Origin of the sequence: uncultured Imperialibacter sp. (genome assembly GCF_963974565.1) — a bacterium.
Taxonomy (GTDB): domain Bacteria; phylum Bacteroidota; class Bacteroidia; order Cytophagales; family Cyclobacteriaceae; genus Imperialibacter; species Imperialibacter roseus.
The window spans coordinates 37,387-61,259 of the sequence record NZ_CAXBCJ010000023.1 but is presented as its reverse complement, the minus strand read 5'-3'; the positions used below and the strand labels follow the sequence as shown (position 1 = coordinate 61,259).

At 48.5% G+C, this 23,873-nt stretch carries 20 protein-coding genes; 11 read left to right on the top strand and 9 right to left on the bottom strand.

What is annotated here, in order from left to right; genetic code table 11:
- Positions 1-86 precede the first annotated feature (86 nt).
- On the top strand, positions 87-662 hold the full coding sequence (locus tag AAC052_RS24015) for a TlpA disulfide reductase family protein (protein WP_339815785.1): 576 nt from the start codon (positions 87-89) through the stop codon (positions 660-662).
- On the opposite strand, the gene AAC052_RS24010 is transcribed toward AAC052_RS24015, so the two are convergent.
- Together AAC052_RS24010 and AAC052_RS24005 are read right to left on the bottom strand one after the other, a co-directional pair.
- Positions 657-1,793, bottom strand: a complete 1,137-nt coding sequence (locus AAC052_RS24010) for a glycerate kinase (protein WP_317487587.1) — start codon at positions 1,791-1,793, stop codon at positions 657-659. The genes AAC052_RS24015 and AAC052_RS24010 overlap by 6 nt on opposite strands.
- Complete coding sequence (locus tag AAC052_RS24005; RefSeq protein WP_317487588.1) at positions 1,794-2,315, bottom strand: histidine phosphatase family protein; 522 nt, start codon at positions 2,313-2,315, stop codon at positions 1,794-1,796.
- A 151-nt stretch (positions 2,316-2,466) separates the two neighbouring features.
- Between AAC052_RS24005 and topA the strand changes: the two genes are divergently transcribed.
- Both topA and AAC052_RS23995 read left to right on the top strand, forming a co-directional pair.
- Positions 2,467-4,785: a type I DNA topoisomerase gene (topA, locus tag AAC052_RS24000; RefSeq protein WP_339815784.1), complete on the top strand. Its 2,319-nt coding sequence runs from the start codon at positions 2,467-2,469 to the stop codon at positions 4,783-4,785.
- 11 nt (positions 4,786-4,796) lie between these two features.
- Positions 4,797-5,792, top strand: a complete 996-nt coding sequence (locus tag AAC052_RS23995) for a 2-hydroxyacid dehydrogenase (protein ID WP_317487590.1) — start codon at positions 4,797-4,799, stop codon at positions 5,790-5,792.
- A 32-nt stretch (positions 5,793-5,824) separates the two neighbouring features.
- On the opposite strand, the gene AAC052_RS23990 is transcribed toward AAC052_RS23995, so the two are convergent.
- Together AAC052_RS23990 and AAC052_RS23985 are read right to left on the bottom strand one after the other, a co-directional pair.
- Positions 5,825-6,256, bottom strand: coding sequence for a DUF4174 domain-containing protein (locus AAC052_RS23990; RefSeq protein ID WP_339815783.1), 432 nt, complete (start codon positions 6,254-6,256; stop codon positions 5,825-5,827).
- 33 nt (positions 6,257-6,289) lie between these two features.
- Positions 6,290-6,667: a RidA family protein gene (locus AAC052_RS23985; RefSeq protein WP_317487592.1), complete on the bottom strand. Its 378-nt coding sequence runs from the start codon at positions 6,665-6,667 to the stop codon at positions 6,290-6,292.
- Positions 6,668-6,749: 82 nt separating this feature from the next.
- On the opposite strand from AAC052_RS23985, the gene AAC052_RS23980 reads away from it, so the two are divergent.
- Genes AAC052_RS23980 through AAC052_RS23965 form a run of 4 tightly spaced genes read left to right on the top strand, consistent with a single transcriptional unit; the run spans position 6,750 to position 11,147 of the window.
- The gene (locus AAC052_RS23980) at positions 6,750-7,337 is read left to right on the top strand and encodes a hypothetical protein (RefSeq protein WP_339815782.1); all 588 of its coding nucleotides are present in this window, start codon (positions 6,750-6,752) and stop codon (positions 7,335-7,337) included.
- 31 nt (positions 7,338-7,368) lie between these two features.
- On the top strand, positions 7,369-7,737 hold the full coding sequence (locus AAC052_RS23975; RefSeq protein ID WP_317487594.1) for a carboxypeptidase regulatory-like domain-containing protein: 369 nt from the start codon (positions 7,369-7,371) through the stop codon (positions 7,735-7,737).
- Positions 7,738-7,742: 5 nt separating this feature from the next.
- On the top strand, positions 7,743-8,300 hold the full coding sequence (locus tag AAC052_RS23970; protein ID WP_317487595.1) for an NUDIX hydrolase: 558 nt from the start codon (positions 7,743-7,745) through the stop codon (positions 8,298-8,300).
- A 15-nt stretch (positions 8,301-8,315) separates the two neighbouring features.
- The gene (locus AAC052_RS23965; RefSeq protein ID WP_317487596.1) at positions 8,316-11,147 is read left to right on the top strand and encodes a FlgD immunoglobulin-like domain containing protein; all 2,832 of its coding nucleotides are present in this window, start codon (positions 8,316-8,318) and stop codon (positions 11,145-11,147) included.
- 369 nt (positions 11,148-11,516) lie between these two features.
- Here AAC052_RS23965 and AAC052_RS23960 read toward each other — a convergent pair whose 3' ends face one another.
- Positions 11,517-11,678, bottom strand: coding sequence for a hypothetical protein (locus AAC052_RS23960; RefSeq protein WP_317487597.1), 162 nt, complete (start codon positions 11,676-11,678; stop codon positions 11,517-11,519).
- An 85-nt stretch (positions 11,679-11,763) separates the two neighbouring features.
- Here AAC052_RS23960 and AAC052_RS23955 point away from each other — a divergent pair, with 85 nt between their 5' ends.
- The 3 genes from AAC052_RS23955 to AAC052_RS23945 all read left to right on the top strand — a co-directional run bounded on the left by AAC052_RS23955 (position 11,764) and on the right by AAC052_RS23945 (position 16,232).
- Positions 11,764-12,717 carry an L-threonylcarbamoyladenylate synthase gene (locus AAC052_RS23955; RefSeq protein ID WP_339815781.1) on the top strand — a complete coding sequence of 318 codons (954 nt, stop codon included), beginning with the start codon at positions 11,764-11,766 and terminating at the stop codon, positions 12,715-12,717.
- A gap of 124 nt (positions 12,718-12,841) precedes the next feature.
- Positions 12,842-14,026 (top strand): phosphoglycerate kinase, encoded by a 1,185-nt coding sequence (locus tag AAC052_RS23950; protein WP_317487599.1) that lies wholly within the window; start codon positions 12,842-12,844, stop codon positions 14,024-14,026.
- Positions 14,027-14,150: 124 nt separating this feature from the next.
- On the top strand, positions 14,151-16,232 hold the full coding sequence (locus AAC052_RS23945; RefSeq protein WP_339815779.1) for an ATP-binding protein: 2,082 nt from the start codon (positions 14,151-14,153) through the stop codon (positions 16,230-16,232).
- Here AAC052_RS23945 and AAC052_RS23940 read toward each other — a convergent pair.
- From AAC052_RS23940 to AAC052_RS23925, 4 genes are all read right to left on the bottom strand, one after another.
- Positions 16,225-18,132, bottom strand: a complete 1,908-nt coding sequence (locus AAC052_RS23940) for an ATP-dependent DNA helicase RecQ (RefSeq protein ID WP_339815778.1) — start codon at positions 18,130-18,132, stop codon at positions 16,225-16,227. The two genes, AAC052_RS23945 and AAC052_RS23940, sit on opposite strands and share 8 nt — an antisense overlap.
- Positions 18,133-18,145: 13 nt before the next feature.
- Positions 18,146-19,342, bottom strand: coding sequence for a S41 family peptidase (locus tag AAC052_RS23935; RefSeq protein ID WP_339815777.1), 1,197 nt, complete (start codon positions 19,340-19,342; stop codon positions 18,146-18,148).
- 215 nt (positions 19,343-19,557) lie between these two features.
- Positions 19,558-20,331: an enoyl-CoA hydratase-related protein gene (locus AAC052_RS23930; protein WP_317487603.1), complete on the bottom strand. Its 774-nt coding sequence runs from the start codon at positions 20,329-20,331 to the stop codon at positions 19,558-19,560.
- Positions 20,332-20,447: 116 nt separating this feature from the next.
- The gene (locus AAC052_RS23925; protein WP_339815776.1) at positions 20,448-21,791 is read right to left on the bottom strand and encodes a HAMP domain-containing sensor histidine kinase; all 1,344 of its coding nucleotides are present in this window, start codon (positions 21,789-21,791) and stop codon (positions 20,448-20,450) included.
- 423 nt (positions 21,792-22,214) lie between these two features.
- On the opposite strand from AAC052_RS23925, the gene AAC052_RS23920 reads away from it, so the two are divergent.
- On the top strand, positions 22,215-23,816 hold the full coding sequence (locus tag AAC052_RS23920) for a nucleoside hydrolase-like domain-containing protein (protein WP_339815774.1): 1,602 nt from the start codon (positions 22,215-22,217) through the stop codon (positions 23,814-23,816).
- The last annotated feature ends 57 nt before the right edge of the window (positions 23,817-23,873 follow it).

Genomic DNA, 23,873 nt, shown 5'->3' with positions numbered 1-23,873 from the left:
AGGCTTTCGGAATCAAATGAAGACTTTTTTTGTATTGATTGCTGCGGAGACTAAAAACTTACTGACTTCTAATGAATTAAGGCAAAATGGATAAAAAAAAGAAAAGGGAAATTATTGAATGGGCTGTAATTCTGGGAGTTATGGCCACGCTATATTTCACTGGCCTGCATACGGAAGTCATCGGCACATTGCAAAGAGGTATTCTGGCGACAGGCATCATGGCGCCCAGCGAGCCCGAAAGTACGCTGTCGCTCACGGAGTCGGATTATCAATTTCAGCTTGAAGACCTGGAAGGGAAAGTCTCCTCTTTTAGTGACCTTAAGGGCAAAACCGTTTTCATCAATCTGTGGGCAACCTGGTGTCCTCCCTGCATAGCAGAAATGCCAGAAATCCAGGACCTCTACGACAAAGTGGGGAGTGACAAAGTGGTGTTTGTTATGATTTCGCTGGACGATGAGCGAGAAAAGGCGATTAAATTTATTCAGAAGAAGGAGTATACTTTTCCGGTCTATACCCTGGTGAGCGGGCTGCCAGCTGTTTTTCATTCTCAGTCGATTCCGACCACTTTTGTGATAGCACCCGATGGCCAGGTGAAAGTGCAGCAGTTTGGCATGGCTAGCTACGACACCGAGGAGTTTAGAAACTTGCTATTGAGCTTATAGCTGCTGCAAAGCCAGCACGTTCCCAAGGTTGAAGGCCGTTCTTTCTATATTAATAAGCGTGTTGGCCATTGCAGTCTCCAGGCTCTCTGGCTGATTCCCTACAGGCAGTAGCGCCAAAAATCTTCTGAGCTCACTATCGGGAATTTCCCCTGGAATACGTCCCGCCAATCCAACTACAGGTTTGCGATGCTTCTCTGCCATTTCCAACAGCGCAAACGGCCCTTTGCCCTCCGCTGTCTGCTCATCAAGGCTGCCTTCGGCCGTGATCACCACATCAGTTTCTTTGATCGCCTTGTCCATTTCCAAAAGCTCCAGTATAAACTCGGCCCCCGGCCTCAGCTCAGCATCCATCCAGCCAACCAGCCCCGCCGAAATACCCCCGGCAGCCCCTCCTCCTTTCACACCAGTGACGTCTACCCCCCTATGCTGCCTGATAAGGTTGGCCCAATGAGCCAGTCCATTATCAAGTTGAGCTACCTGCTCCGGCGACGCCCCCTTTTGCGGCCCGTAAACTGCAGCTGCCCCTGAAGCACCCAGAAGGGGATTGCTCACGTCGCACAGCACAGTTATATGCAATTTTTTTAAGCCTTCCGGCTCAACAATCTGAACTATGTGTTTAAGCGCTTCGCCCGATCCGGCGAGCCCTTCTCCACTACTGCTAAGGAATTTATAGCCAAGGGCAGTGAGTATGCCCATGCCGCCATCGGTGGTTGCACTGCCGCCGATACATAATATAATATGTGTAGCACCCAGGTCGATTGCCTCTTTCATCAGTTCGCCTGTGCCTGCACTGCTTGCCTTCATGGCATTCCTTTCCGTCTCTGAGAGCAACCGCAGGCCAGAGGCATCGGCCATTTCAATGATTGCCAGTTGCTTGCTGGCTATGTATCCAAAAGGTGCCATCACCTTCCTTCCTAACGGCCCCGATACTTCCTTTTTGAAAATCTCCCCCTGTAGCGCATCCACTAGAATAGGCAAGGTGCCATCGCCACCATCGGCTATTGGTTTGCAAACTATTCTGGACTGACATTTACTTTTTTGAAGTCCTTTCTTGATGGCCTCAGCGATATCGAAGGCTGTAGCGGCGCTTTTGAAGGCATTTGGAGCCACAAGTATATTAAGCTCCCGCATTTAGTTGTCCGGCTTGTGTTCGTCTTCTTCAATCTGACCCGGCGTGATATACTGGATCAGCTTGCCAGTGTTCTGCGACACCTCTTTCCATGAATCCATAGGGAAATGAATTTCAACCAGACTGCCCGGCTCCATGTTTCCCACAGTTTCGCCTGTCAGCAGCTCTGCCATATAACTAACGGTGGGGTTGTGTCCTACAAAAAGTACACTTTGGCAATTTACATCCAGCTCATTCACAATTCTTAAAAAAATTCTCACCGAGGCGTCGTACAGCTCCGGGTCTTCCTGAATTTCCTCGGCCGGATACTTGATTTGTTCGGCTATAATCTGCGCAGTTTGAAACGCCCGGACAGCCGCACTGGTAACCATCAGGTTGGGGATCAAATCATGGCGTTTTATGTACATACCGGTATGAACTGCCTCTCTTTGGCCTGACCTGGTTAGATACCTTTCGATGTCTTTTGACCCATGGTCGGTCTCTCCTGATTCTGCATGTCGGACAATCAATAATTTCTTAACCATTCTCTTATAACGTGGTCAAATAAAAGTCAGTATGGCGGGGGAAATATAGCAAAACGAGTCTACCAATATCCCCGCCATTTGATTTTTTTGTTTTTTTTTAAAGATATTTGACCGCCTCACCATTTTGGTAGAAAGGAAAAAATCCAGAGAAATGTCGAAAAACCTAGTAATAGTCGAGTCGCCAGCAAAGGCAAAAACAATTGAAGGATACTTAGGGAAGGACTATTCAGTTACGTCGAGTTACGGCCATGTTCGTGATCTGCCCAAAGGCGATAAAGCGATTGACATCAAGAATGGTTTTAAGCCGACCTACGAAATAACGGCCGATAAGAAGGAAGTCATCAAGCAGTTGAAAAAATTATCGAAGGAAGCTGAGATGATTTACCTGGCTAGTGACGATGACCGTGAAGGAGAAGCCATTTCGTGGCATTTAAAGGAGGCGCTGGACCTGAACGATAAGAACACAAGGCGAATCGTTTTCAGGGAAATTACCAAGAAGGCAATTGACAATGCCATTCAGAACCCAAGAGGCATTGATATCGATTTGGTAAATGCCCAGCAGGCCCGCCGCATACTTGACCGCCTGGTTGGTTTCGAGCTGTCTCCCATTCTCTGGAAAAAAATAAAAACTGGTCTCTCAGCTGGCCGGGTGCAATCCGTTGCCGTACGCCTTGTGGTGGAGCGAGAACGAGAAGTTGAACATTTCAACTCTGAGTCTTCTTTCAAAATCACAGCCAATTTTCTGCTTGCAGGTGGTAAGGTACTGAAAGCAGAGCTTGGCAAAAAATTTAAGACCGAGGACGAAGCACAAGCCTTTCTTGAGAAGTGTAACGGCGCAGAGTTCTCTATCAAAAACTTAGAGAAAAAGCCTACTAAAAGGTCACCAGCACCTCCATTCACCACTTCTACCCTACAGCAGGAGGCCAGCCGTAAGTTGGGTTTCTCGGTGAGTCAGACAATGACCATCGCTCAGCGGCTTTATGAGTCGGGTAAGATCTCTTATATGAGAACTGACTCACTCAACCTGTCAGACGAGGCCGTCAGCGGTGCCACCAACGAAATCAAGTCATCGTATGGCAACGATTTTGTTCAAAACAGAAAGTATAAAACCAAGTCGGAAAGTTCTCAGGAAGCTCACGAAGCCATCAGGCCTACGGACTTCTCGGCTCACACAGCCGGTGCAGAAAGAAATGAACAGCGGCTTTACGACCTGATCTGGAAAAGAGCAATCGCCTCCCAAATGGCGGATGCGCAAATTGAAAAAACCATCGCTTCCATTGGCATTTCCACTACCGATGAGGTACTGACTGCCACCGGAGAAGTGATCCAATTTGAAGGCTTCCTTAAAGTGTATATAGAGTCGACCGACGACGAGGAGGATGAAGAAGAAGCAAAAGGCATGCTGCCACCATTGAAGGTCGGTGAAAAGCTGACTTTGAGGGAAATAACTGGCAAAGAATCGTTTACACGCCCACCTACAAGGTACACAGAAGCGAGTCTTGTAAAACAGCTGGAAGAAATGGGCATAGGCCGTCCGTCGACCTACGCACCAACCATTTCCACCATCCAAAAAAGAGAATACGTTATTAAGGAGTCTCGTGACGGCAAGGAGAGAAAATACAGGGAGCTGACGCTGGCCAACGGCAAAATCACTGCCAAAACAGGTACTGAAAACTACGGTGCCGAAAAAATGAAGCTCTTCCCCACCAACCTGGCCATGGTAGTCAACGACTTCCTGGTGCTCCATTTCCCGAATGTGATCGACTTCACTTTTACTGCCCGGGTGGAGAAAGAGTTTGACGACATAGCCTCTGGCAAAGTGGAATGGCAAACAATGATTGACTCCTTCTATGGCAAATTTCACCCAAGGGTAGAAAGCACCGAAAAGGTTGACCGGTCGGAAGTAGGTGCCAGCAAAGAGCTGGGCATTGACCCGGCCAGCGGCAAGAAAGTGACTGTCAGGCTAGGTCGTTTTGGCCCGCTGGCCCAAATTGGCGAAGCAACCGAAGACGAGAAGCCCAAATACGCCAGCCTGAAAAAAGGGCAGCTGATGGAGAATATAACATTGGAGGACGCCCTTGAGCTATTCAAGCTTCCCAGAGAGATTGGGCTGTTTGAAGAGGAACCAATGGTAGCGGCTATCGGCAGATTTGGGCCTTATATTCGTCATAAAAGTCAGTTTTACTCGCTTACCAAGGATTTTGACCCAATGACAGTCACTGAGGAAGAGGCTGTATTGATTATCAGGGCTAAGAGAGAATTGGAAGCCAACAGGCTCATCAAGAAATTCACTGAAAACGAAGAAGTTCAGGTGCTAAACGGTCGCTTTGGCCCTTACATCAAGTTTGGCAAACAGAACGTGAAGATTCCAAAAGGCAAAGAGCCCAAGGAGCTGACCTACGCCGAATGCGTGGAGCTGGCCGAAGCAGCACCAGCGAAAAAGGGAGGATTCAAGAGAAAGTCCAAGTAGCACAAACGAACATGAAAATCGTATTCTTTAGCACCAAATCATACGACAAAGAATACTTCGAAAAAGCCAACAAGGAATTTGACTTCATATTCATAGAGGCAAATCTTGACCCCATCACTGCGGTAGTCATTCCTGATGGAGCAGTTGTTTGCTGTTTTGTGAACGACGCTATCAATGAGCAAGTCATTGAAGTGTTGAAAAGTAAGAAGGTTCGGCTGATAGCTCTCAGGTGTGCCGGGTTCAATCAGGTAAACCTGGAAGCCGCTGCCAAAGCCAGCATCAAGGTCGTGAGGGTACCCGCCTATTCTCCTCACGCCGTGGCCGAGCATGCGGTCGCATTGTTGTTAACGCTGAACAGAAAAACCCACAAAGCATACAACAGGGTGAGGGAAGGGAATTTCTCCCTGGAGCGCATGACCGGGTTCGATATCTTTGGTAAAACTGTTGGAGTGATTGGCACCGGTAAAATTGGGGCCACTTTTGCCAGCATTATGCTGGGATTTGGCTGCCGGGTGATAGCCTACGATCCGTTTCCAAATACGGAACTCACTGAAAAGGGCATTGTGTACTACCCGTTGAACGAGCTACTTGCTCAGTCTGATATCCTATCGCTTCACTGCCCGCTGACACCTGAAACCCACCACCTGATTGGTCAGGAAGCGTTGCAACACATCAAACCGGGAGCCCTCTTGATCAACACCAGCAGAGGAGCTTTGATTGACACGTTGGCCGCTATCGATGCTTTGAAAAGCCACCGCCTCGGGGCCCTGGGCATTGATGTATACGAACAGGAAGAACACCTTTTCTTCCAGGATTTCTCCGATGTCATCATTGACGACGACGTTATCTCCCGCCTGATGACCTTCCCCAACGTGCTGATTACAGCGCATCAGGCGTTTCTTACCAGTGAAGCACTGGAGCAAATTGCGTTAACGACGCTGCAAAACATCAGGAGCTTCAACGAGGGGCTACCGCTTGCCAATGAAGTTACCTTGAATAAAAATTAGTTGCCTGCCCCCAGTCGCACCGTCGCCTAACATTACTGGTTTCTCCTCATCTCTGCCCGCCGCATAGGCATAGAATCTACCAGGTCGAAAATTGTTTCTACTGACACCACAGTTTGTTCCTTTAGCTTAACACCGCCATCTTTTCCAATCAGAACGATTAAAAAATGACTATGAGTGGGGTTAAAAGTTTGCTGCAACGTGGCGGCATCTTTGGCACCAATCGATGCTCCGCCAATTGCCCCGTTTCTCCCACCTTCAATGACCCCCAACACAAGGTCACGATCGTCAAACTCTTTTTGTTGCTTTTTAAAAAGCGCCACCTGCTCAACGCCGATGCCAGCATTTGATTCAGAATGAAAGACAAGGATGATTCTGTTTTTCCAGGCAAACGGCACTAGTGGGTCGCCGGACTTCTCTCCACCCAACCCAACCATTGACATCAAAACGAAAGCGATAGAAATCATAACATAACAACAAGTCTCTTTAGGCTTTTGTTATCAGTTGGTCTCTGCCACGCATTCAATCTCCACCAATGCATCCAGGGGCAGCCTGCTTACCTCCACTGTGCTTCTGGCAGGCTGATGCTCTCCAAACACTTCTGCATACACAGCGTTCATGGCAGGGAAGTCTCTGAAGTTTTTAAGAAATACCGTCGTTTTCACTACGTCGGCCAAAGATAAACCCTCTGCTTTCAGCACGGCCGACAAATTCATCAGTGCCTGCCGGGTTTGCGGCCCTATCTCGCCGTCAACCATTTTGTTGGTGTCGGGCACAATGGGTGTTTGCCCCGAACAGAATACGAGACTACCTGACCTGATCGCCTGCGAATAGGGCCCTATGGCTTTAGGTGCCTCGTCTGAATATATTTTCTTCATCTTTGTTTGATTATTTAAGCCAATCTATAAAAATCTATTCTTGTTTTAACTAATCCACCCTGCATCTCGTTATCTTTCGGAAATGGCATTCTTCGATCAGTTATATCAGAAATTATTCAACAATCAGGTCAGCAAAACTTCGCTCATCCTTCAAGAGGTAATTGTAAGAAATGAAAAATACCTGCAGGGCTATGAGCAATGGAAGCTGGATGGCCGTGCCGCCAAAATGATCTCAGACTACAGCCGCTCCTATCATTTCAAAAAAGCAGGAGTTCAAAGTGAGCCCAATGTGCATGTATTTGCCTCCTCGGCGTCCAACGGATTTGCGCTGACCTACTCTCCTGATTTCGATAAGCAGGAGTTTCAGTTTCTGTTCGACTACCTGGCTGATATCAGCAAAACATTGGGCTACAGGCAGGTAAACAGCGATGTGACGATCACCGAGAAGAACGACACCATTGAAACCAGAGAGAAACACTACCTAAAACCACCCATCGGTGCCGCTGACCAGCTGTCCAAACAACTTTTTGGTAACATTCTTGTGGAGTACATATTGATCGATGATCAGCCGAGCTATATTAAGCTGTTGGCTAATATCTACTTCGACAGACAATATGAGCCTGCTGAAGACCATAGAGAATTGATCTCACATTTGTTTACCATTGACTGATAAACTTAAAACCGTTATAAATCTCAAAACAATGAAAAGAATTGCTTACAGAATTACAGGCTTAAATATTTTAATGATTGCATGCTTCGTGCTGCTTACGTCTTCCACTCAGTTGCTCCCCACCAACCTGAGAATCACCGTGTTGAATAGCCTTGGTAATGCAGAAGAGGGCGTTACTGTGACTCTTTATGCCACAGAAGAAAACTACATAGAAGAAACGAATCCGGTACAAGAGGCGCAATTAACTGACCAGAAAGGGAGAGTAACATTCACCAAACTGGATCCAAAGCCATATTTTGTTGTGGCCAGAAAAGGAGACCTTGACAACAACGGCGAGGGCGCTGAAACAGCTCCGCTACAAGAAGGAAGAATGAACAAAGTAAACATTGTGATTCAGTAGGCCGGATGTCCCGAAAAGAATTGACCAGCCTTTTGAGCCATTACGAAACATCACACACAAGTGAGGTTCATTACGCTCCAAGGTTTGTATCTCTTCTTCAAAACTTCCCAGGTTGCTTCCGCAGAGATTTGGTTTCTGGCCATATCACCGGCTCTGCCTGGGTAGTTTCTTCAGCTCTTGATCAGGTAGTACTCTTGCACCACAAAAAACTTAACAGGTGGCTGCAGCCAGGCGGTCATGCCGATGGTGAAGAGGACGTATTGAAAGTGGCCGCCAAAGAACTCGAAGAAGAAACAGGGCTTAGCGCCTATAAATGGATCACCAAAGATGTTTTTGATATCGATATCCACCTTATTCCTGAAAGAGGCAACGAGCCGGCTCATTTTCACTACGACATCAGGTTTATTGCCATGGCTGAAGTTTCGGCTCCCCTTGTTGTAAGCAACGAAAGCAGAGATGTAAGGTGGGTGCCCTTGTCGGCTGTTACTGAAGAAGCAGGTTTTGAAGAATCGATTCTCCGGATGGTTAAAAAAACACTCAAGCTAAAGGCATCGCTAACCTGACACAGTGAAGTTGATATGAACAGAAGGATTCTCTTTATCTCCGCACTGCTACTAGTCTGCGGCGTCCTTTCGATTTACTTTTTAGGAAAGTTTTCAAACGACGGCGACCAGCAGTCGGCTGAAGTACTGGCCACGCCGTTTACCCCCACCAGCCTGGGGGTTGAGGAAGATCCGGATGCCAGAGCCAACTTCGAACATATGATGCTGGCAGACCCGGCGTCAGGAGCGATCCCGGCCGGTATTCACAGCAAGGCCCTCAAGTTTACCCGACAGCTGCCTACAAGCAGAGAAATGAAGCTCGGTGGTTTTGCGAGAACCGAGGAAAGGGCATACATCCCACGAGGGCCGTTCAACGTAGGCGGACGTACCCGGGCGCTGGCCATCGACCGCAGCAATGAAAAGGTAATTCTGGCGGGAGGCGTTTCCGGTGGCTTGTGGCGAACTGAAAACGAAGGCATTATATGGAAAAGAATCACGCCCCCCGAAATGATCAACAGCGTGAGTTGTCTGGTGCAGGACACTCGGGATGGCCGCACCGATACCTGGTACTTTGGCACCGGTGAGTATTCGCTTTTCAACTCGGCCAGAGGCAACAATTCCACGCCCTACAGAGGCGACGGTATTTTCAAATCGACCGACAAGGGACTTACCTGGCAGCCACTGAGTGCTACTGTGTCAGGAGATGTTACCACCTTTGGGAGTCCTTTCCAGTACATCTACAAACTTGCCATCAACACGGCCAACAGCAATGAAGACGAACTATATGCCGCCACTATTGGAGGTGTGATCCGCTCTTCCGACGGCGGCGAGACCTGGGCAACTGTGCTGGGTGCAGACTTGCTGAGCGAGCCGCCCGGTACCGATTTGAATAACAAAACCTTCCCCTTCTTTAGTGACGTGTCAATTACCAAAAGTGGGATTAAGTATGGTGCGTTGAGCACTGTGAGCAACGCCGACAACAACTGGGCAAAAGCCGGTATTTACAGATCAGAAGATGGACTATCCTGGGTCAACATTACCCCCACAGGGTTTCCCTCTCAATATAGAAGGATAGTCATCACACCTTCGCCATCTAACGAAAAGGTCATCTACTTTTTAGTTGATGCAGCCGCTACTAATCTGTGGAAAGCCACCTACCTGGCATCTGGCGACAAGTATATTTGGGAGAACTTGTCATCCAACATACCAGACTTTGGCGGCAGAGTGGGCGAGTTTGATACCCAAAACGGCTACAATATGCTACTTGAGGTGCACCCCACAGATGAAAACATAGTGTTCTTGGGTGGTACCAATTTGTTTCGTTCTTCTGACGGATTCAAAAGCAAAGACAATACAGAGTGGATTGGTGGCTACAGCCCGGAAAACAACGCCAGCCAGTATTCCAATCACCACGCCGACCAGCATGTGCTCACCTTTTACAGTTCCGATCCAGCCAAAATGCTTTCCGGGCATGACGCAGGAATCTCGATAACCTGGAGTGGACTATCGAAAGAAGTAAACTGGCTAAGCCTTAACAACGGCTACCTCACCTCTCAGTTTTTCACCATTGACATCCCCAAATATGAGTACAGCGACCTGATGGTGGGAGGTATGCAGGACAATGGCACATACCTCAGAAGTGCACCTGGCGAAAACCCTCCGTGGGACCAGGTTTTTTCGGGGGATGGCAGCTACTGCCAAACCACCTCCGACGGCACATTTTGGTATGTGTCGGCGCAAATGGCGCAAATCTACCGGCTTACATTCAATACTAAATTCGAACTCACCGGCTATGCCAGAGTGGATCCACTCAATGGGGGCCTCGCCAGCGACAATGGCTACCTGTTCGTGAACCCCTTCAGGCTCGACCCTGTCAACAATAATATCATGTTCCTGGCAGGTGGAAATGTTATCTGGAGAAACTCGAACTTAAGCCAAATCGCCAATGGTTCGCAAGACAAGACAAGCACCAACTGGCAGCGGCTTGAGTCGTCGGTTATTCCGGAAGGGCAAATCACAGCCATGGAGGTAAGCACCACAGGCGAAAAGTGGCTGCTCTACGGCAACAGCACAGGAAGGCTCTTCAAACTGCCATTAGCAAATGGAAATAGTTTTGATATGGAGGAAATCACGGACCCTGGTTTTCCGCAGGCTTTCATAAGCTCCATTTCTATCGACCCTTCCGATCACCACAATATCATGGTAGTATTTTCCAACTACGGCATTCCCAGTGTCTTCTTTTCAGACGATGGTGGCCTTTCGTTCATCGACATCAGTGGCAACCTGGAGGAGAATGCGGATGGAACAGGAAATGGCCCCAGTGTCCGTTGGGGGCAGCTCATCCCTATGAAAGACGGTGAGCTAATGGCTGCCGTGGGAACCGGATCGGGGCTTTACGCAACCGAAGCGCTGTCGGGAACTGCCACCACCTGGTCAAGAGAAGGTGCAGACGTGGTTGGGTACAGCGTCATCCCCATGCTAAGCTACAATCCGCTTGACGGGCGGCTGGCCATTGCTACCCATGGAAATGGGATATTTGAAACCTTTATATCGGATCATCTGGTGATCGAAAAAAAACCTTCTTCGGAGAAATTTATTGTTGGTGCCCCCTACCCCAACCCTTTCACTGATTTGATCAGCATTCCCTTCGAAATACCAAAAAAGCAAATTGTGAAATCCATCATTTACAATGCAGCGGGCCAGCAGGTCAAAACGCTTGTTTGGGGTACACAGTTTGAAGGGGCCACTACTATGACATGGGATGGAACGAACGTGACGGGCACGGCAGTGGTGGATGGAGTTTACTTTTGCCGGATACAATTGGCCTCGGGTGAACAAAAAACCGTCAGGCTGATACTCAACCACTAAAAATAAGAAACCCCGGCAGACAAAATCTGCTCGGGGCCCACCATCAACCTTAATTAAACCTTAAAGAACCTAATCAATTGGATCGTTTTCCATTTGATTAATTAATTCAAATATAGAGCGCTGCTATGATACTATTCAGGCATTAAACCTGGCAATATTATACATGTAAGTTTTGGTGCAAAAAACAATACTTGTATGCCCTTCAGAAAGATAACACATCAGAATAGTGCTATGAAAGCAAAGAACTGATGTAAGTATTTCCTTATTTTCTACAAAATATTGGGCGATTAATCGTAGGCAGCGCTAATTCATACCTTTGAATAGTCAAAACTCCATCAGGAGCATCTGCAAGATATTCTTTGTTTTATCCTATTTGGAGCTAATCAGCACCAACATAAAGGCGATGACCATAAGCCAAAACTTGTAGGCAGCAATAGCAGGGATAATGACAATACTCAACTCACCCAAAACAAGTAGCAGCACAACGAGTACGGCGATTAGTTTTATGACAGATCTTGTTCTTTGACTCATAGCTTTAAAATATTTTTTGTGTGTAATTTAATACATCACGAAATAAACAGAATAATTGTAGATTCGCAGTATCTGATGAAATTTCATGGCGGAAATAGGGATCGACATAGACCAAGCAAAATCCTTTCTGGATCGGGGGCAACTGATAGGGCTCCCTACCGAGACCGTGTATGGTCTTGCGGGAAATGCTTTTAATGAATCCGCCGTTTTAAAGATATTTCAGGTAAAGAACAGGCCCTCGTTCGATCCGCTTATTGCACACACCAATAGCCTCGAAAAAGTAAAGACATTTGTTAAGGACATCCCGGATGTAGCACTTGACCTCGCTGAGGCATTTTGGCCCGGCCCGCTCACACTACTGCTTCCAAAGAAAAAAAGGATTCCGCTCCTGCTAACCTCCGGGTTAAAAACTGTGGCGGTGCGAATTCCCGATCACCCGATCACTACGGAATTGCTGGAAAAGCTTGACTATCCGCTGGCGGCACCCAGTGCCAATCCATTTGGCTATGTAAGCCCCACCACGGCACACCATGTGCAGGACCAACTTGGGGAAGCCATTCCTTACATCCTCGATGGGGGACCTTGCAGAGTGGGTATTGAGTCGACCATTATCGGGTTCGAAAACAATAAGCCGGTTGTTTATCGCCTGGGTGGTAAGCGAATTGACGAAATAGAAAAGCTCATTGGCACAGTGCGCATAAGAACTAATATGAGCTCCGACCCCACCGCACCAGGCATGCTAAAAAGCCACTACGCTCCTGTGAAAAGGGTAGTTATTGGCGACCTGGAAGAGCTGATCCCCAAATTAAACCCGCTGAAAGTGGCGATTATTTCATTTCAGAAAGACTATCCTGAGGTGCCCGAAAACCATAAGTTCATCCTGTCGAAAACGGGAAATATTGATGAAGCAGCCGCCAACCTGTTTTCAGCCATGCGAAAAATGGATAAAACAGCTGCCAACTGCATTGTTGCTGAATATGTCCCGGAAATCGGTTTGGGGAAGGCCATTAATGACCGCCTGAAGCGTGCCCAGGCATAGCTGAAAATGAAAGACCCTGCGAACCGCTTTCAAACTCGCCTAAAAAAAGTAATTTTACATCTATCATTAGCCCACATTCTCGAGCCAATTTATTTCCCTGGTTTTAAAAAATTAAAAACCTTTTATGATAACACTAGATCAGTACAACTTTCAAGGAAAAAGAGCGCTAATACGGGTCGATTTTAATGTGCCCCTCGACAAGTCAAACAATATAACAGACGACAACCGCTTGAGGGCAGCCATTCCGACTATCAATAAAATATTAAAAGACGGAGGCTCGGTGATTCTCATGAGCCATTTGGGCCGCCCGAAGGAAGGGCCGGAAGACAAGTTCTCGCTGAAGCATGTAGTTGCCTACCTAAGTGAAGCCCTTGGAACAAAGGTTCAGTTTGCAGACGATTGTATTGGCGACGCTGCTTTCAAAATGAGTGCCGATCTACAACCAGGAGGTGTTTTGTTACTCGAAAACCTGAGGTTTTACAAGCAGGAAGAAAAAGGTGATGCTGAGTTTTCTCAAAAACTTGCTAAGCATGGCGATGTGTACGTAAACGACGCCTTCGGCACTGCCCACAGGGCCCACGCCTCTACCACCATTGTAGCCAATTATATGAAGGACAAGGTGTGTGGCTACGTGATGCAGGCAGAGCTTGACAACGCACAGAAGGTACTTGAAAATGCCACAAAGCCATTTACGGCCATTATGGGTGGTGCTAAAATTTCCGATAAAATACTGATCATAGAAAGGCTGCTGGATACAGTTGATCACCTCATCATTGGCGGCGGCATGTCCTACACGTTCTTCAAAGCAATGGGCGGCCATATTGGCAAATCACTGGTAGAGGAAGACAAGCTTTCACTCGCCAAAGAGTTGATTCAGAAAGCCAAAGAAAAAGGTGTTGAGCTTCACTTGCCTATCGATTCGATAATAGCTGACAACTTCAGCAACGACGCCAACACAAAAGTGGCCAACAACCACTCTATACCCGACGGCTGGATGGGGCTTGACATCGGGCCTGAGGCAACGGCCATCTTTTCGAAGGTGGTAGAATCCAGCAAAACTATTCTCTGGAACGGGCCTATGGGCGTGTTTGAAATGGAAAAGTTCGCTAATGGAACAAAGAAAATCGCCGACGCTGTAGTGAAAGCAACAGGCAATGGTGCTTTTTCTCTCATTGGGGGAGGTGACTCTGCTGCTGCCGTTAACACACTCGGCTACGGAGACAAGGTAAGTTACGTATCAACAGGAGGCGGAGCCCTTCTTGAGTTCATGGAAGGCAAAGAACTTCCGGGCGTAAAGGCCCTTCAATAGAGCCACACCCTGAAAATAAATAAAAAAAAGGCGGCTTTAAAGCCGCCTTTTTGTATTTTCGTAGACCACAGACCTCAATAATATCCTTAGAGTGCTTTAACCTATAAAAGACTGCTTTACAAAGGTGAAATCACTTCTTCTCTTCATTGTAATCCTTTCTATTTCAGCCAATCTATTGGCTGACTCCGTCTATTTCCCTTCCGACAAAAGTCGGGACAGCTTGACCAACCTGCTCCAAACCAGTGAGAAAGAGCAACTTGTGGACGTGCTGAACGAGCTCTCCCTGTACTACAATATCTTTGAACCCGGAAGAGCCAGCACTTATATTCAGCAAGCAAAAAAATTAGCCGAAGAGCTCAACTATAAAGCTGGCCTGGCCTTCGCCATCAAAGAAGAGGGCATGATGAAGCTCAATAATGGAGAAATCATTGCTGCGCTCACGCTTCTTGAGCAGGCCAGAAATATCAGTGTTGAAATTGAGGACAATCGACTCATAGGTCGGTCTTTGCACTGCATTGGCCTTGTATACTCTCATTTTGGTTTTTTCGACTACTCGCTAAAGTACTTCAGGGATGCCGTTGCCACCTACAAAAAAGCTGAGCAGCATGAGCTGATAGCCTACTGCTTCTACGATGAAGCTTCGGTGTATATCAAGAACAAAGAATTTAAAAAAGCACTTGAAAAAATAAGAGAATGTGATGAGTTCAGCCTCAGCAATAACGTTAAAATTGATGCAGGCTTTTCCTATATTCTCCTGGGAGATATTTATGCGGGTTTGAACCAGGACACACTAGCTTTTGAAAACTACAAGGTAGGGCTCGTACAAATCGACAAAGAGCGTCATTCATCACAAACCAAGGCATTGGGCCTTAGGGCGTTGGGGAAATTTTACCTCGCTAAAGGACTTTACAGCGAAGCCAAAAATACTTTTCTCGAAGCTCAGTCGATTATCGACAAGGGCTCCAACGAAATTGAAAAAGGTGAAATAATGCTGGATTTGGCCAGCTCGTACTTAAAACATGGGCAGCTGACAAATGCTATTAAGATGGTTGACTCTGCTCTTGCAAAAAGCGAAAAAACCAAAGCAATTGCCCTGCTGACCAGGGCACTCTTTACAAAAGCAGAGATCCTTAAGAAAATGGGACTGGAAGGGCAGGCGCTAAAAGATATTTCGAAGGCCTATACTCTTCAGGACTCGATTAACTCAGAGGGGTATAAAAACTACATCGCCGATATGGTGGCCTCTTTCGAAATCCAAAAATCCAACCTTAAAATCCAAGCCCTCAACAATCAACTTGAAGCCACACAGGGGGAGTTGGCAAGCACCAGCACCTTGTCAAAATATTACCTGGCCGCTACAATTTTCTTTGTGGCGCTGCTTGCATTCATTGCTTTTGACCAGCTAAAGCTAAAGAAGATCACAAAGAAGCTCTATGCTGTTAACGAGCAGGTGAACAATCAAAATATTGAGCTGAAGAAACTTGACGACGAAAAAAGTGACTTAATTAAGCTTGTGGCACACGACATGCGCAGCCCTGTAAACAATATTGTTTCCATCGCCGGGCTGCTGGAGCATGAAGCCACTACTGCAGAAGAGAGAAAAGAATATGTGCAACTGATAGAATCCATCTGCCAGCGAATCAATAGTAGCATCTCTAAGTTCCTGGGCAGGAATGAGCAAGCTGCGCCAGCCAGCAGGGTACCAGAGCTTGAGATGGTGAGTATCAATGATTTGATACTTGAAACGATGAGTGAGTTTAGTCCAAAAGCTGCATCAAAAGATATTGAGCTACAATTTACGCCAACACCTAAAAAGCACAAGGTGTTAACTGACGGCGACTACATCTCGCAAATCCTTTCCAACCTTTTGTCGAATGCTATAAAGTATTGCCAGTCGGGTGCCACTGTCAGCCTGGAGTTTGCCATGCAACCAAAGCACTGTGCCATCATAGTAAAAGATAATGGCCCCGGTATTTCTAAAAAGGAACAATTGACCTTGTTTGAAAAATACACTACCACCAGCAATAAGGCTACTGGAAATGAGTCTTCCACAGGCCTTGGCTTGTCCATAGCAAAAAAGCTTACCCAGGCGCTGGGAGGGGATATTCAGGTAGAAAGTGATATTGGCAGGGGCTGCCTGTTTATTGTGAGCATTCCAACAGCGGAAAATAGTCACGTGCCTCAGCAGACGATGCTGGCTAAGTGAGCATCAGCTTCCCTACTTCATTGTATCGCACCTTTTCTTCATCCAGTAAGTGCCTGATTCCGTACATTCTCGCTTCCTTTGTCTTGCCAGAATGCCCCTTCATTAGTTGCTCCAGTGATACCTCATTCTTTCCAATTTCTTCCATCAGCTGTGTCAGCAGTTTATTGAAGTCATTTTCTGACTGAAGGATCTTCTTTTGCCTGATGCAGTAGTCGCACATCCCGCAGGGGATGTCGTTTTCTTCGCCAAAGTATTCCTGAATCACCTGCGTTCTGCACCTCACTTCCTGCTGCAGGTATTTTAGCATGGCGTCTACCTTGTCAATCAGCTCTTCTCTTCGTTGCGCCAGGCGTTGCTTGTCGATGGAAAGCTTAGCGGCATCCTGGCGGGGAGTGAGGAACTGCACCTGGGGTGAGTCCTTCATTTTTTCGTACACAAAGGCCCCCTGTGCGTCCAAATACGTCAACTGCTTTACCACTTCAGCCCTCGTGCAATTGGCCAGCCTGGCAATGTCACTTTCGGAAATTGTGGTCAAATGAGCGAACACCTCACCACCAAAAAGGCGGAGCGTAGCCTTGATCACTGGATCCAAATTGGCGTTAGCCACCTGAATCTTATAAAGCTCCTGCTTGTCGACCTGAGCAAACAGCCTCGATGGCTGATAAAAGCTCTCTGTCAGCTGGATCAGCCCTTCCTCTTCCAGTTTTTTCAGCGCAGCGAAGGCTTCAAACGGATTCAGCTGGTAGGTTTTGATGAACTGTTCATAGTCAAAGTCGAACGACACAAATTGCGAACTGCCCACCGCCAGCTTGAAGTAGTTGGCCAGTGCCTGGTATACCTTTTTGAGGTACTCTACCTCTGGCAGTGAGCGAAGGGTGCGTTCCTTCAGCTCCTTTACGTCCGCTGCCAGGTAAATCATGACTGCGTAGGCAAGCTTCTCGTCACGGCCTCCCCTACCCGCTTCCTGGTAGTAGGCCTCGAGGCTGTCAGGAATATCGACATGGATGACGACCCGCACATCGGGTTTGTCGATGCCCATGCCAAATGCGTTGGTAGCCACCATCACCCTGACCTTGTTGTCGATCCAGTGGGTTTGCCGGTTGGCCCGCTCCATGGCATTCAGCCCTGCATGATAGTAGGAGGCAGAAATGCGGTTCGACATGAGCCATTTGGCCAACTCCTCGGTGCGCTTGCGGCTCCTCACATACACCACGGCCGATCCAGGCACATTGGTGAGTACCTCCAGCAGCTTCCTGCCTTTGTCTTCCACCTTAAACACCGAGTACGACAGGTTCTTTCTGGCATAGCTCTTCATGAAAACAGCCGCTGCTTTCATCCTTAGCTTGTCCTGTATGTCCTGCTGCACTTTCAGCGTGGCCGAGGCGGTAAGAGCGATGAGTTTGGCGTCGGGTATTTTCTCTCTGAAATCGGCTATTTGCAGATAAGGCGGCCTGAAGTCGTAGCCCCATTGGGAAATGCAGTGCGCCTCGTCGATGGCCAACAGCGATACCTTCATTTTGGCTGCCCGCTCGATGAAAATCTCCGTCAGCAGCCGCTCCGGTGAAACGTACAGGAACTTAATGTTACCATAGATGCAATTGTCGAGAATGATGTCTATTTCTCTTTTGCTCATGCCTGAGTAAATGGCCTCGGCTTCAATTTCCCGTTTTTGCAGCTGGAATACCTGGTCTTTCATCAGGGCAATCAGGGGCGACACCACTATGCAAATCCCTTCCATGCACAGGGCAGGCACCTGAAAACAAATGGATTTTCCGCCGCCCGTGGGCAGGAGGGCCAGTGTGTCGTTGCCGTCGAGCACACTTTGAATGATGTCTTCCTGCAAGGGCCGGAAGGCATCGTATCCCCAATATTGCTTTAATATGTCGGCTGGTGCTTTCACTATTCGAAGATATCTATTGCAAAAGCTTGATAGCAGTGATGAGGTAAATATCGTTGCTCACCCTCTGGTCGATGGGCAGCTTGGCCATCGATTCGCTTACCGACGGCTCCTGCTGCACGAGAAAATCGGGCAGCACACCGCTGGCCTGCCACGACCGCCCAGCAGGTGAATACATAGCGCTGCTGATAAACTTCACCCTGTACTGGTTTTCGAGTGTGTAGGTGGTTTCAATTACCCCTTTGCCAAATGTTTTGGTGCCGATAATGGTGGCCCGCTTATGATCCTGCAAAGCTGATGCAATGATCTCGGCGGCGGAAGCGGTGTTCTTATTCACGAGCACCACCATTTCAAAATCGAAAGGTGCCTCTCTGTCAGCCACGATGGGGGTGGCTTTGTCGCTGCGGGCCACTGTGCGCACAATGATATTGTTCTTGCTTAAAAACAGGTTGGCTATGCTCACCCCTTCGTTCAGCACCCCACCCGGATTGTTGCGCAGGTCGAGCAGTATTTTTTTTACTCCCTGCTCTTTCAGTTTTTGCAAGTCGGCAGCCAGCTGCTGCGTAAGCCCCTGCGACACATTTTTAATTTCTACCAGGGCCGCTGGCCTCCCCGGAAGCACAGTCACTTTCAGGTCGTTGGAAGGAAAGGCAGCCCGTTTCAGCTTTACGTCCATCACGCTGACGTCCCGGATCACTTTCAGACTGGCCTCTGAGTTGGCTGGCCCATCCAGCAGGTCGTTGACAAAGGCAAGCGTTTTGCCCTTCAGCACCTCTCCGTTGATGCGCACGATGCGGTCGTACACTTGCAGCTTGCCCACGGCAGGCGAATCTTCCAGCACCTCGGTTACTGTGAGGCTGCCGTCGTTGGTGTTGAAGGTGCTGTTAAAACCAAGAGACACCTTTACGCCCTTAAGTGAGTTCAGAATGTTTTCATACTCCTCCGGCGTCCATATTTTTGCCAGGCCGGGATTTTCAGGTGGCGAAATATGGCGCAGCATGCCTTCAATAGCAGCCCAGTAGAGCGCCTGTTCTGTGATGTCGGCAGAGTAATAGTTGTTCAGGATCAGTTCTCTCACGTCGTTAAAAGTCTTGTCCGGGTTGCTGAAATCGTGGGTGATTGTTACCGGGAAAAGCGGTGCAATGGCGTTTTGCGCCAAACCGACGGAAAAGCTGAAGAGAAAGGTGAACAGCAGGACTAAGGGACTTTTCATGATGTTACAATTGAGTCGTCAGGAAGAGTAAATCTAAAGCTAAGGCAAGAGGAGAGAAGAACCAGCATTGGTTCGAAAAAATGGTTGGTATTAATTACGTCCGGTCACACTTAACGAAGATTCCCACGATCGCTAAACGTGCAGGTAGATCGATCAACACTCTCGTGCTCTCTCGGAATGACGTTCCTAATTAGAAGTCATTTCGCCCAAAGTCGTTACCAGGTGATCTTCTCTTTGTTCAAAAAGGCTGCCATCCCTCTCTTGCAGTCTTTGGTCGAGCGGGCAACGGCGTTTTGTTCGGCGGCATATTGCAAAGCATCCACAATGGACATCTGCTGCACCTCTGCCATCATTTGTTTGGTCATGCCCATCGATTGCTCGGAGTTGCTGCTAATGAGTTTCGCAGCCATTTCCTCCACCCTGGATGCTAGCCTGTCCGCTTCAACTACCTCATTGACAATACCCAACTCCCAGGCCTTTTTTGCATCTATCAGCTGCCCGGTCAGCAGCAGTTCTCTTGCCTTTGCATCTCCCAGCTTCCGCACCAGAAAAACCATCACAATGGCTGGGATGAAGCCGATCTTGACCTCCGTGTAGCCAAACTGGGCTTCGGGCACGGCGTACACCATGTCGCAAACAGTGGCCAGCCCACAGCCACCCGCAATGGCAGGGCCCTGTACCTGGGCAATTACCACCTTGGGAATGGTGTAGATCATCTCAAACAACTCTTTGAGGTGGATGCTGTCCTCCAGGTTTTCTTCGTAGGTATTACTTTGCAATTGCTGCAAATAGGCGATGTCAGCACCGGCGCAGAACGACGTTCCCTCAGCCTTCAGGATGATCACTTTCACTTTCGGATCGTAGGCTGCTTTTTGAAAGGCTTCCTTCAGCTCTGCTACCAACTCATGGCTAAGGGCATTTCGTTTTTCGGGGCGGTTAAGGGTGATCCACGCCAGGCGCTCCCCAGTTTCATATTTAATCAGGTCCATGTTGTTGCTCTTTGCCGTGAATTTAAGGAGTGGAAGGACGTAGGCAAATAAACCGCCGCAATTTTGAAATATTCTCTTTTTTCCAAATCAAACGTGTTGGCACAACCGCTAAAACGTTAGCCCCGGTCTGGTCTCCCGGTGAGTGGAAGCTCAACAGCAAAGGTAGCCCCTATGGCAGCACCCCCTTCATGCCATATTTTTCCTCCCAGCAACTCCACATAGCGTTTTACTAGTGACAATCCCAGGCCAGCCGAGCTTTCTTCGCCGGTAGGCCGACTGCTTAGTTTCGAAAACTTCTTGAACAGCCTGTCCTCCTCCTCGGGCCGTACGCCCGGGCCTTCATCCGCTACCTTCACCATCAGCGAAGAGTTGGTATTCGCCACCGTTATGCTGACTTTGGTACCTCCCTTCGAAAATTTGATGGCATTGGAAAGCAGGTTCTCAAAAATCTGAAGGACATACACCCTCTCTCCCACCACCGACGTAGACCTGGCTGCGTTGTTCAGCTTAATAGCGATGTCCTTCCTTCGGGCTGTTTCATTGATGGATTCGATGAGTTCCTGCAATACCTCGGCCACATCAACCGGATCCATGTCAATTGACTCTCTTTGATCAGCTTTGTCCATCTCGAGTACCCGCTCAATCAGGTGAAGTGCATTGTTGGCAGTGCGCTTCACCATCCCCAGAAACTCATCTTCCTGACCCACATAGCGCTTACTCTCCATCATATCTGCCAGGCCATCGATGTTGCTCAAGGGGTTCCTCAAATCATGGGCGAGAATTCGGATGATGTAATCTTTCTCCTCGATAAGTTTCTCCAGCGCTTCCGATTGGCTGGCAATGGTCGTCTTTTGCTCTTCAAGCTTTGCATTTTTGCTTTCAAGCTCCCGAAGTGCCCCCGTTTGCACAACCTCAAAAACGAACCCAACAAAAAGGATAATCAAGAGCAGTCCTGTGAGAATCGTCGTAAACCACCACGTTTTCATTTCCACATTATACTCTACCGGCAATGCAATACCCCTCATATCCAAAACGCCAAAATAAACCATGCACGCCAGCGCAATCCCACCCCAAACTGCCCCTGAAAATTTATCTACGACCAATAACGCCAGCAGCGGAATGCTGACGATCCATGGATAAATAGCCGACCAGATGCCCCCCGAAAAATAAGTAAGCACCAGCACTGCCGTAGCGCCCAGGGTCACATACAGATTGCCCAGCAAGGCGATAGGAAGCCTGGTTTTAGCAAGCAGGGGCAGCAACAAAAAACCGACTACGTTCATTACCATGAAATAAACGCCCTTTTGGTACTCAAAAAGCACACTCAGCCAAACATAAGAAGTGGAGAACAAGCTGGTGAGCAAACAACCACGGACAAACAGGCGTGCTTTCCGTAGCTGATCGGGCTGCTCAAAGTATACCGGATGTAGAAAGAAATCAACAAGGTGGGATAATTGCATAGCTAAGTCGGTTGGGATGCAAAATTAAGCGCAAACACAATATAGTACAATTTTAATGGCCTACTAATATTCGTTGGCTATTTGATTGCTTAAATATGATTATTTCACTATTTTAGATAACTTTTCTAGCGCCGGTCGCTATTGAAAAGACAACACCGGCATGAAACTAACCCCTTGGTTCGTGTCCCACGAATCTATACTCATCATCACCTTGAGTGGTTCGTGAGACACGAATCACTGCGAAGACAATAGTTTAAAGGTTCATTATTAATCCATCCAAGCTAAGTCCTGTTGACGCTGAGCGCCATTGAAGGAAATGCGGGCATGAGATAACAAATATCCAAACCAAAAAAAATGTCAGTATCTTAGACAAAAGGTCGGCTACAGTAAGCAGCCAACACCAACAAACACTCTTTAACCACTATGCATTTAACAACGCCACACCGAAGAAGCCATTGCCTGTGTTTTCTCACTCTTCTGACCCTGATCACGCTGCACACAGCTACCCTTGTTGCACAAACACCCAGTGACCAAAGGCCCCGCATCATCATTACAGCCGACCCCGAGCTCGACGACAACAACTCTCTCATCCGCCTGCTGCTCTACAGCAGTGACTTAAAAATAGAGGGCCTTATTTATGCCAGCAGCCAGTTTCACTGGAAAGGCGACGGCAAAGGCACCAAGTGGTTTGTGCCAGGCCGTGAATACGACCGTTTCGGTCTCGACCTCTGCCCCTGCGAGTCGTGGCGATGGGCGGAGGGCGAGCGCTTTATCCACGACATTGTGGAAGCCTACGAAAAATCGTACCCTAACCTCAAAGCCCACAACAAGCAGTATCCCTCTCCTGACGAGCTGAAGTCAAAGATTCGGTACGGTAACATTGAATTCGACGGCGATATCTCCAAAGACACTCCCGGCTCAGATCTCATCAGGTCGCTGATCATGGACAATGAGCCTGGCCAGCTGTACATTACGGCCTGGGGCGGACAGAGCACCATTGCCCGTGCGCTGAAGTCCATCAAAGACCAATATGAGTTCACCACAGAATGGGATGCTATCAAGCAAAAAATCTCCAGAAAAGTAGTGTTGCTGCCCTCCGGCGATCAGGACGCCACCTACGCTACTTACATCAAACCCAACTGGCCGGAGATTGAGTACCGGCAGTTCAGGGGCGGCCCCAACTATGGCTACGGGGCCCAGATCAGGGCGTCGGAGGAAAATGCTCCCTACCTCACCCCTGCCTGGATGAAAGAAAATGTATCGGACCGGGGACCGTTCGGCGAGCTCTACCGGGTATGGGGCGACGGCAAGCAGATGGTGAAGGGCGACGTTGTCGACTATTTCGGGCTGGCAGGCCACACCACCGAAGAGCTGAAAAAAATGGGCTATGTGGTGTGGATGCCTGTGCAGGCCAGGGGTTCGTGGCTGGGAGAGGGCGACAATCATACCTTTATGAACATGCTGGGCAACGGACTGCGGGCCTACGAACAAGGCACCTGGGGTGGCTGGGGTGGCCGGGTGGAAGCCGGACCAGCCGCTGCCGATATTTTCAACATGCCCACCGACGCAAGTGCTGATGCCATGGCCGACCGAATGGGGAGCACAAACAACGAACGCAAAGCCGAAGAACTAGCCTACCCCAATTTCTTTCCGCAAGCGCAGCGGGACCTTGCAGCCCGCATGAAATGGGCAGTGACCCCCAGGTATGCCGACGCCAATCATGAGCCAACGGTAACCATACAGGGGCCGCTCACAGTAGTGGCCGCTCCCGGGCAAAAAGTGCGCCTCCGTGGCATTGCCTCCGACCCTGACGGCAACAAGGTAACCCTGAAATGGTCGCAGCTGCCAGTGGGCACCTACCACGGCCGGGTAGAGATTGCCCAGGCCGACACTTCCAAAGCGGAAGTGCTGGTGCCGGAAGATGTGCGGCCGGGGCAGACCATCCACATCATTTTCGAAGCAACCGACAATGGCAAGCCCGCCCTCACCCGCTACCAGCGGGTCGTTATTATGATTGGAGGGTAGGGAGATGATGCTCCTATTGTGCCGGATACCGCTCTCCACAGCCCTAACATCAACTAC

Excerpts from the sequence above, each read along its gene's own strand:
- AAC052_RS24015 (WP_339815785.1), top strand. The coding sequence starts at position 87 with ATGGATAAAAAAAAGAAAAGGGAAATTATTGAATGGGCTGTAATTCTG.
- AAC052_RS24010 (WP_317487587.1), bottom strand. The coding sequence starts at position 1,793 with ATGCGGGAGCTTAATATACTTGTGGCTCCAAATGCCTTCAAAAGCGCC.
- AAC052_RS24005 (WP_317487588.1), bottom strand. The coding sequence starts at position 2,315 with ATGGTTAAGAAATTATTGATTGTCCGACATGCAGAATCAGGAGAGACC.
- topA (WP_339815784.1), top strand. The coding sequence starts at position 2,467 with ATGTCGAAAAACCTAGTAATAGTCGAGTCGCCAGCAAAGGCAAAAACA.
- AAC052_RS23995 (WP_317487590.1), top strand. The coding sequence starts at position 4,797 with ATGAAAATCGTATTCTTTAGCACCAAATCATACGACAAAGAATACTTC.
- AAC052_RS23990 (WP_339815783.1), bottom strand. The coding sequence starts at position 6,256 with ATGATTTCTATCGCTTTCGTTTTGATGTCAATGGTTGGGTTGGGTGGA.
- AAC052_RS23985 (WP_317487592.1), bottom strand. The coding sequence starts at position 6,667 with ATGAAGAAAATATATTCAGACGAGGCACCTAAAGCCATAGGGCCCTAT.
- AAC052_RS23980 (WP_339815782.1), top strand. The coding sequence starts at position 6,750 with ATGGCATTCTTCGATCAGTTATATCAGAAATTATTCAACAATCAGGTC.
- AAC052_RS23975 (WP_317487594.1), top strand. The coding sequence starts at position 7,369 with ATGAAAAGAATTGCTTACAGAATTACAGGCTTAAATATTTTAATGATT.
- AAC052_RS23970 (WP_317487595.1), top strand. The coding sequence starts at position 7,743 with ATGTCCCGAAAAGAATTGACCAGCCTTTTGAGCCATTACGAAACATCA.
- AAC052_RS23965 (WP_317487596.1), top strand. The coding sequence starts at position 8,316 with ATGAACAGAAGGATTCTCTTTATCTCCGCACTGCTACTAGTCTGCGGC.
- AAC052_RS23960 (WP_317487597.1), bottom strand. The coding sequence starts at position 11,678 with ATGAGTCAAAGAACAAGATCTGTCATAAAACTAATCGCCGTACTCGTT.
- AAC052_RS23955 (WP_339815781.1), top strand. The coding sequence starts at position 11,764 with ATGGCGGAAATAGGGATCGACATAGACCAAGCAAAATCCTTTCTGGAT.
- AAC052_RS23950 (WP_317487599.1), top strand. The coding sequence starts at position 12,842 with ATGATAACACTAGATCAGTACAACTTTCAAGGAAAAAGAGCGCTAATA.
- AAC052_RS23935 (WP_339815777.1), bottom strand. The coding sequence starts at position 19,342 with ATGAAAAGTCCCTTAGTCCTGCTGTTCACCTTTCTCTTCAGCTTTTCC.
- AAC052_RS23930 (WP_317487603.1), bottom strand. The coding sequence starts at position 20,331 with ATGGACCTGATTAAATATGAAACTGGGGAGCGCCTGGCGTGGATCACC.
- AAC052_RS23925 (WP_339815776.1), bottom strand. The coding sequence starts at position 21,791 with ATGCAATTATCCCACCTTGTTGATTTCTTTCTACATCCGGTATACTTT.
- AAC052_RS23920 (WP_339815774.1), top strand. The coding sequence starts at position 22,215 with ATGCATTTAACAACGCCACACCGAAGAAGCCATTGCCTGTGTTTTCTC.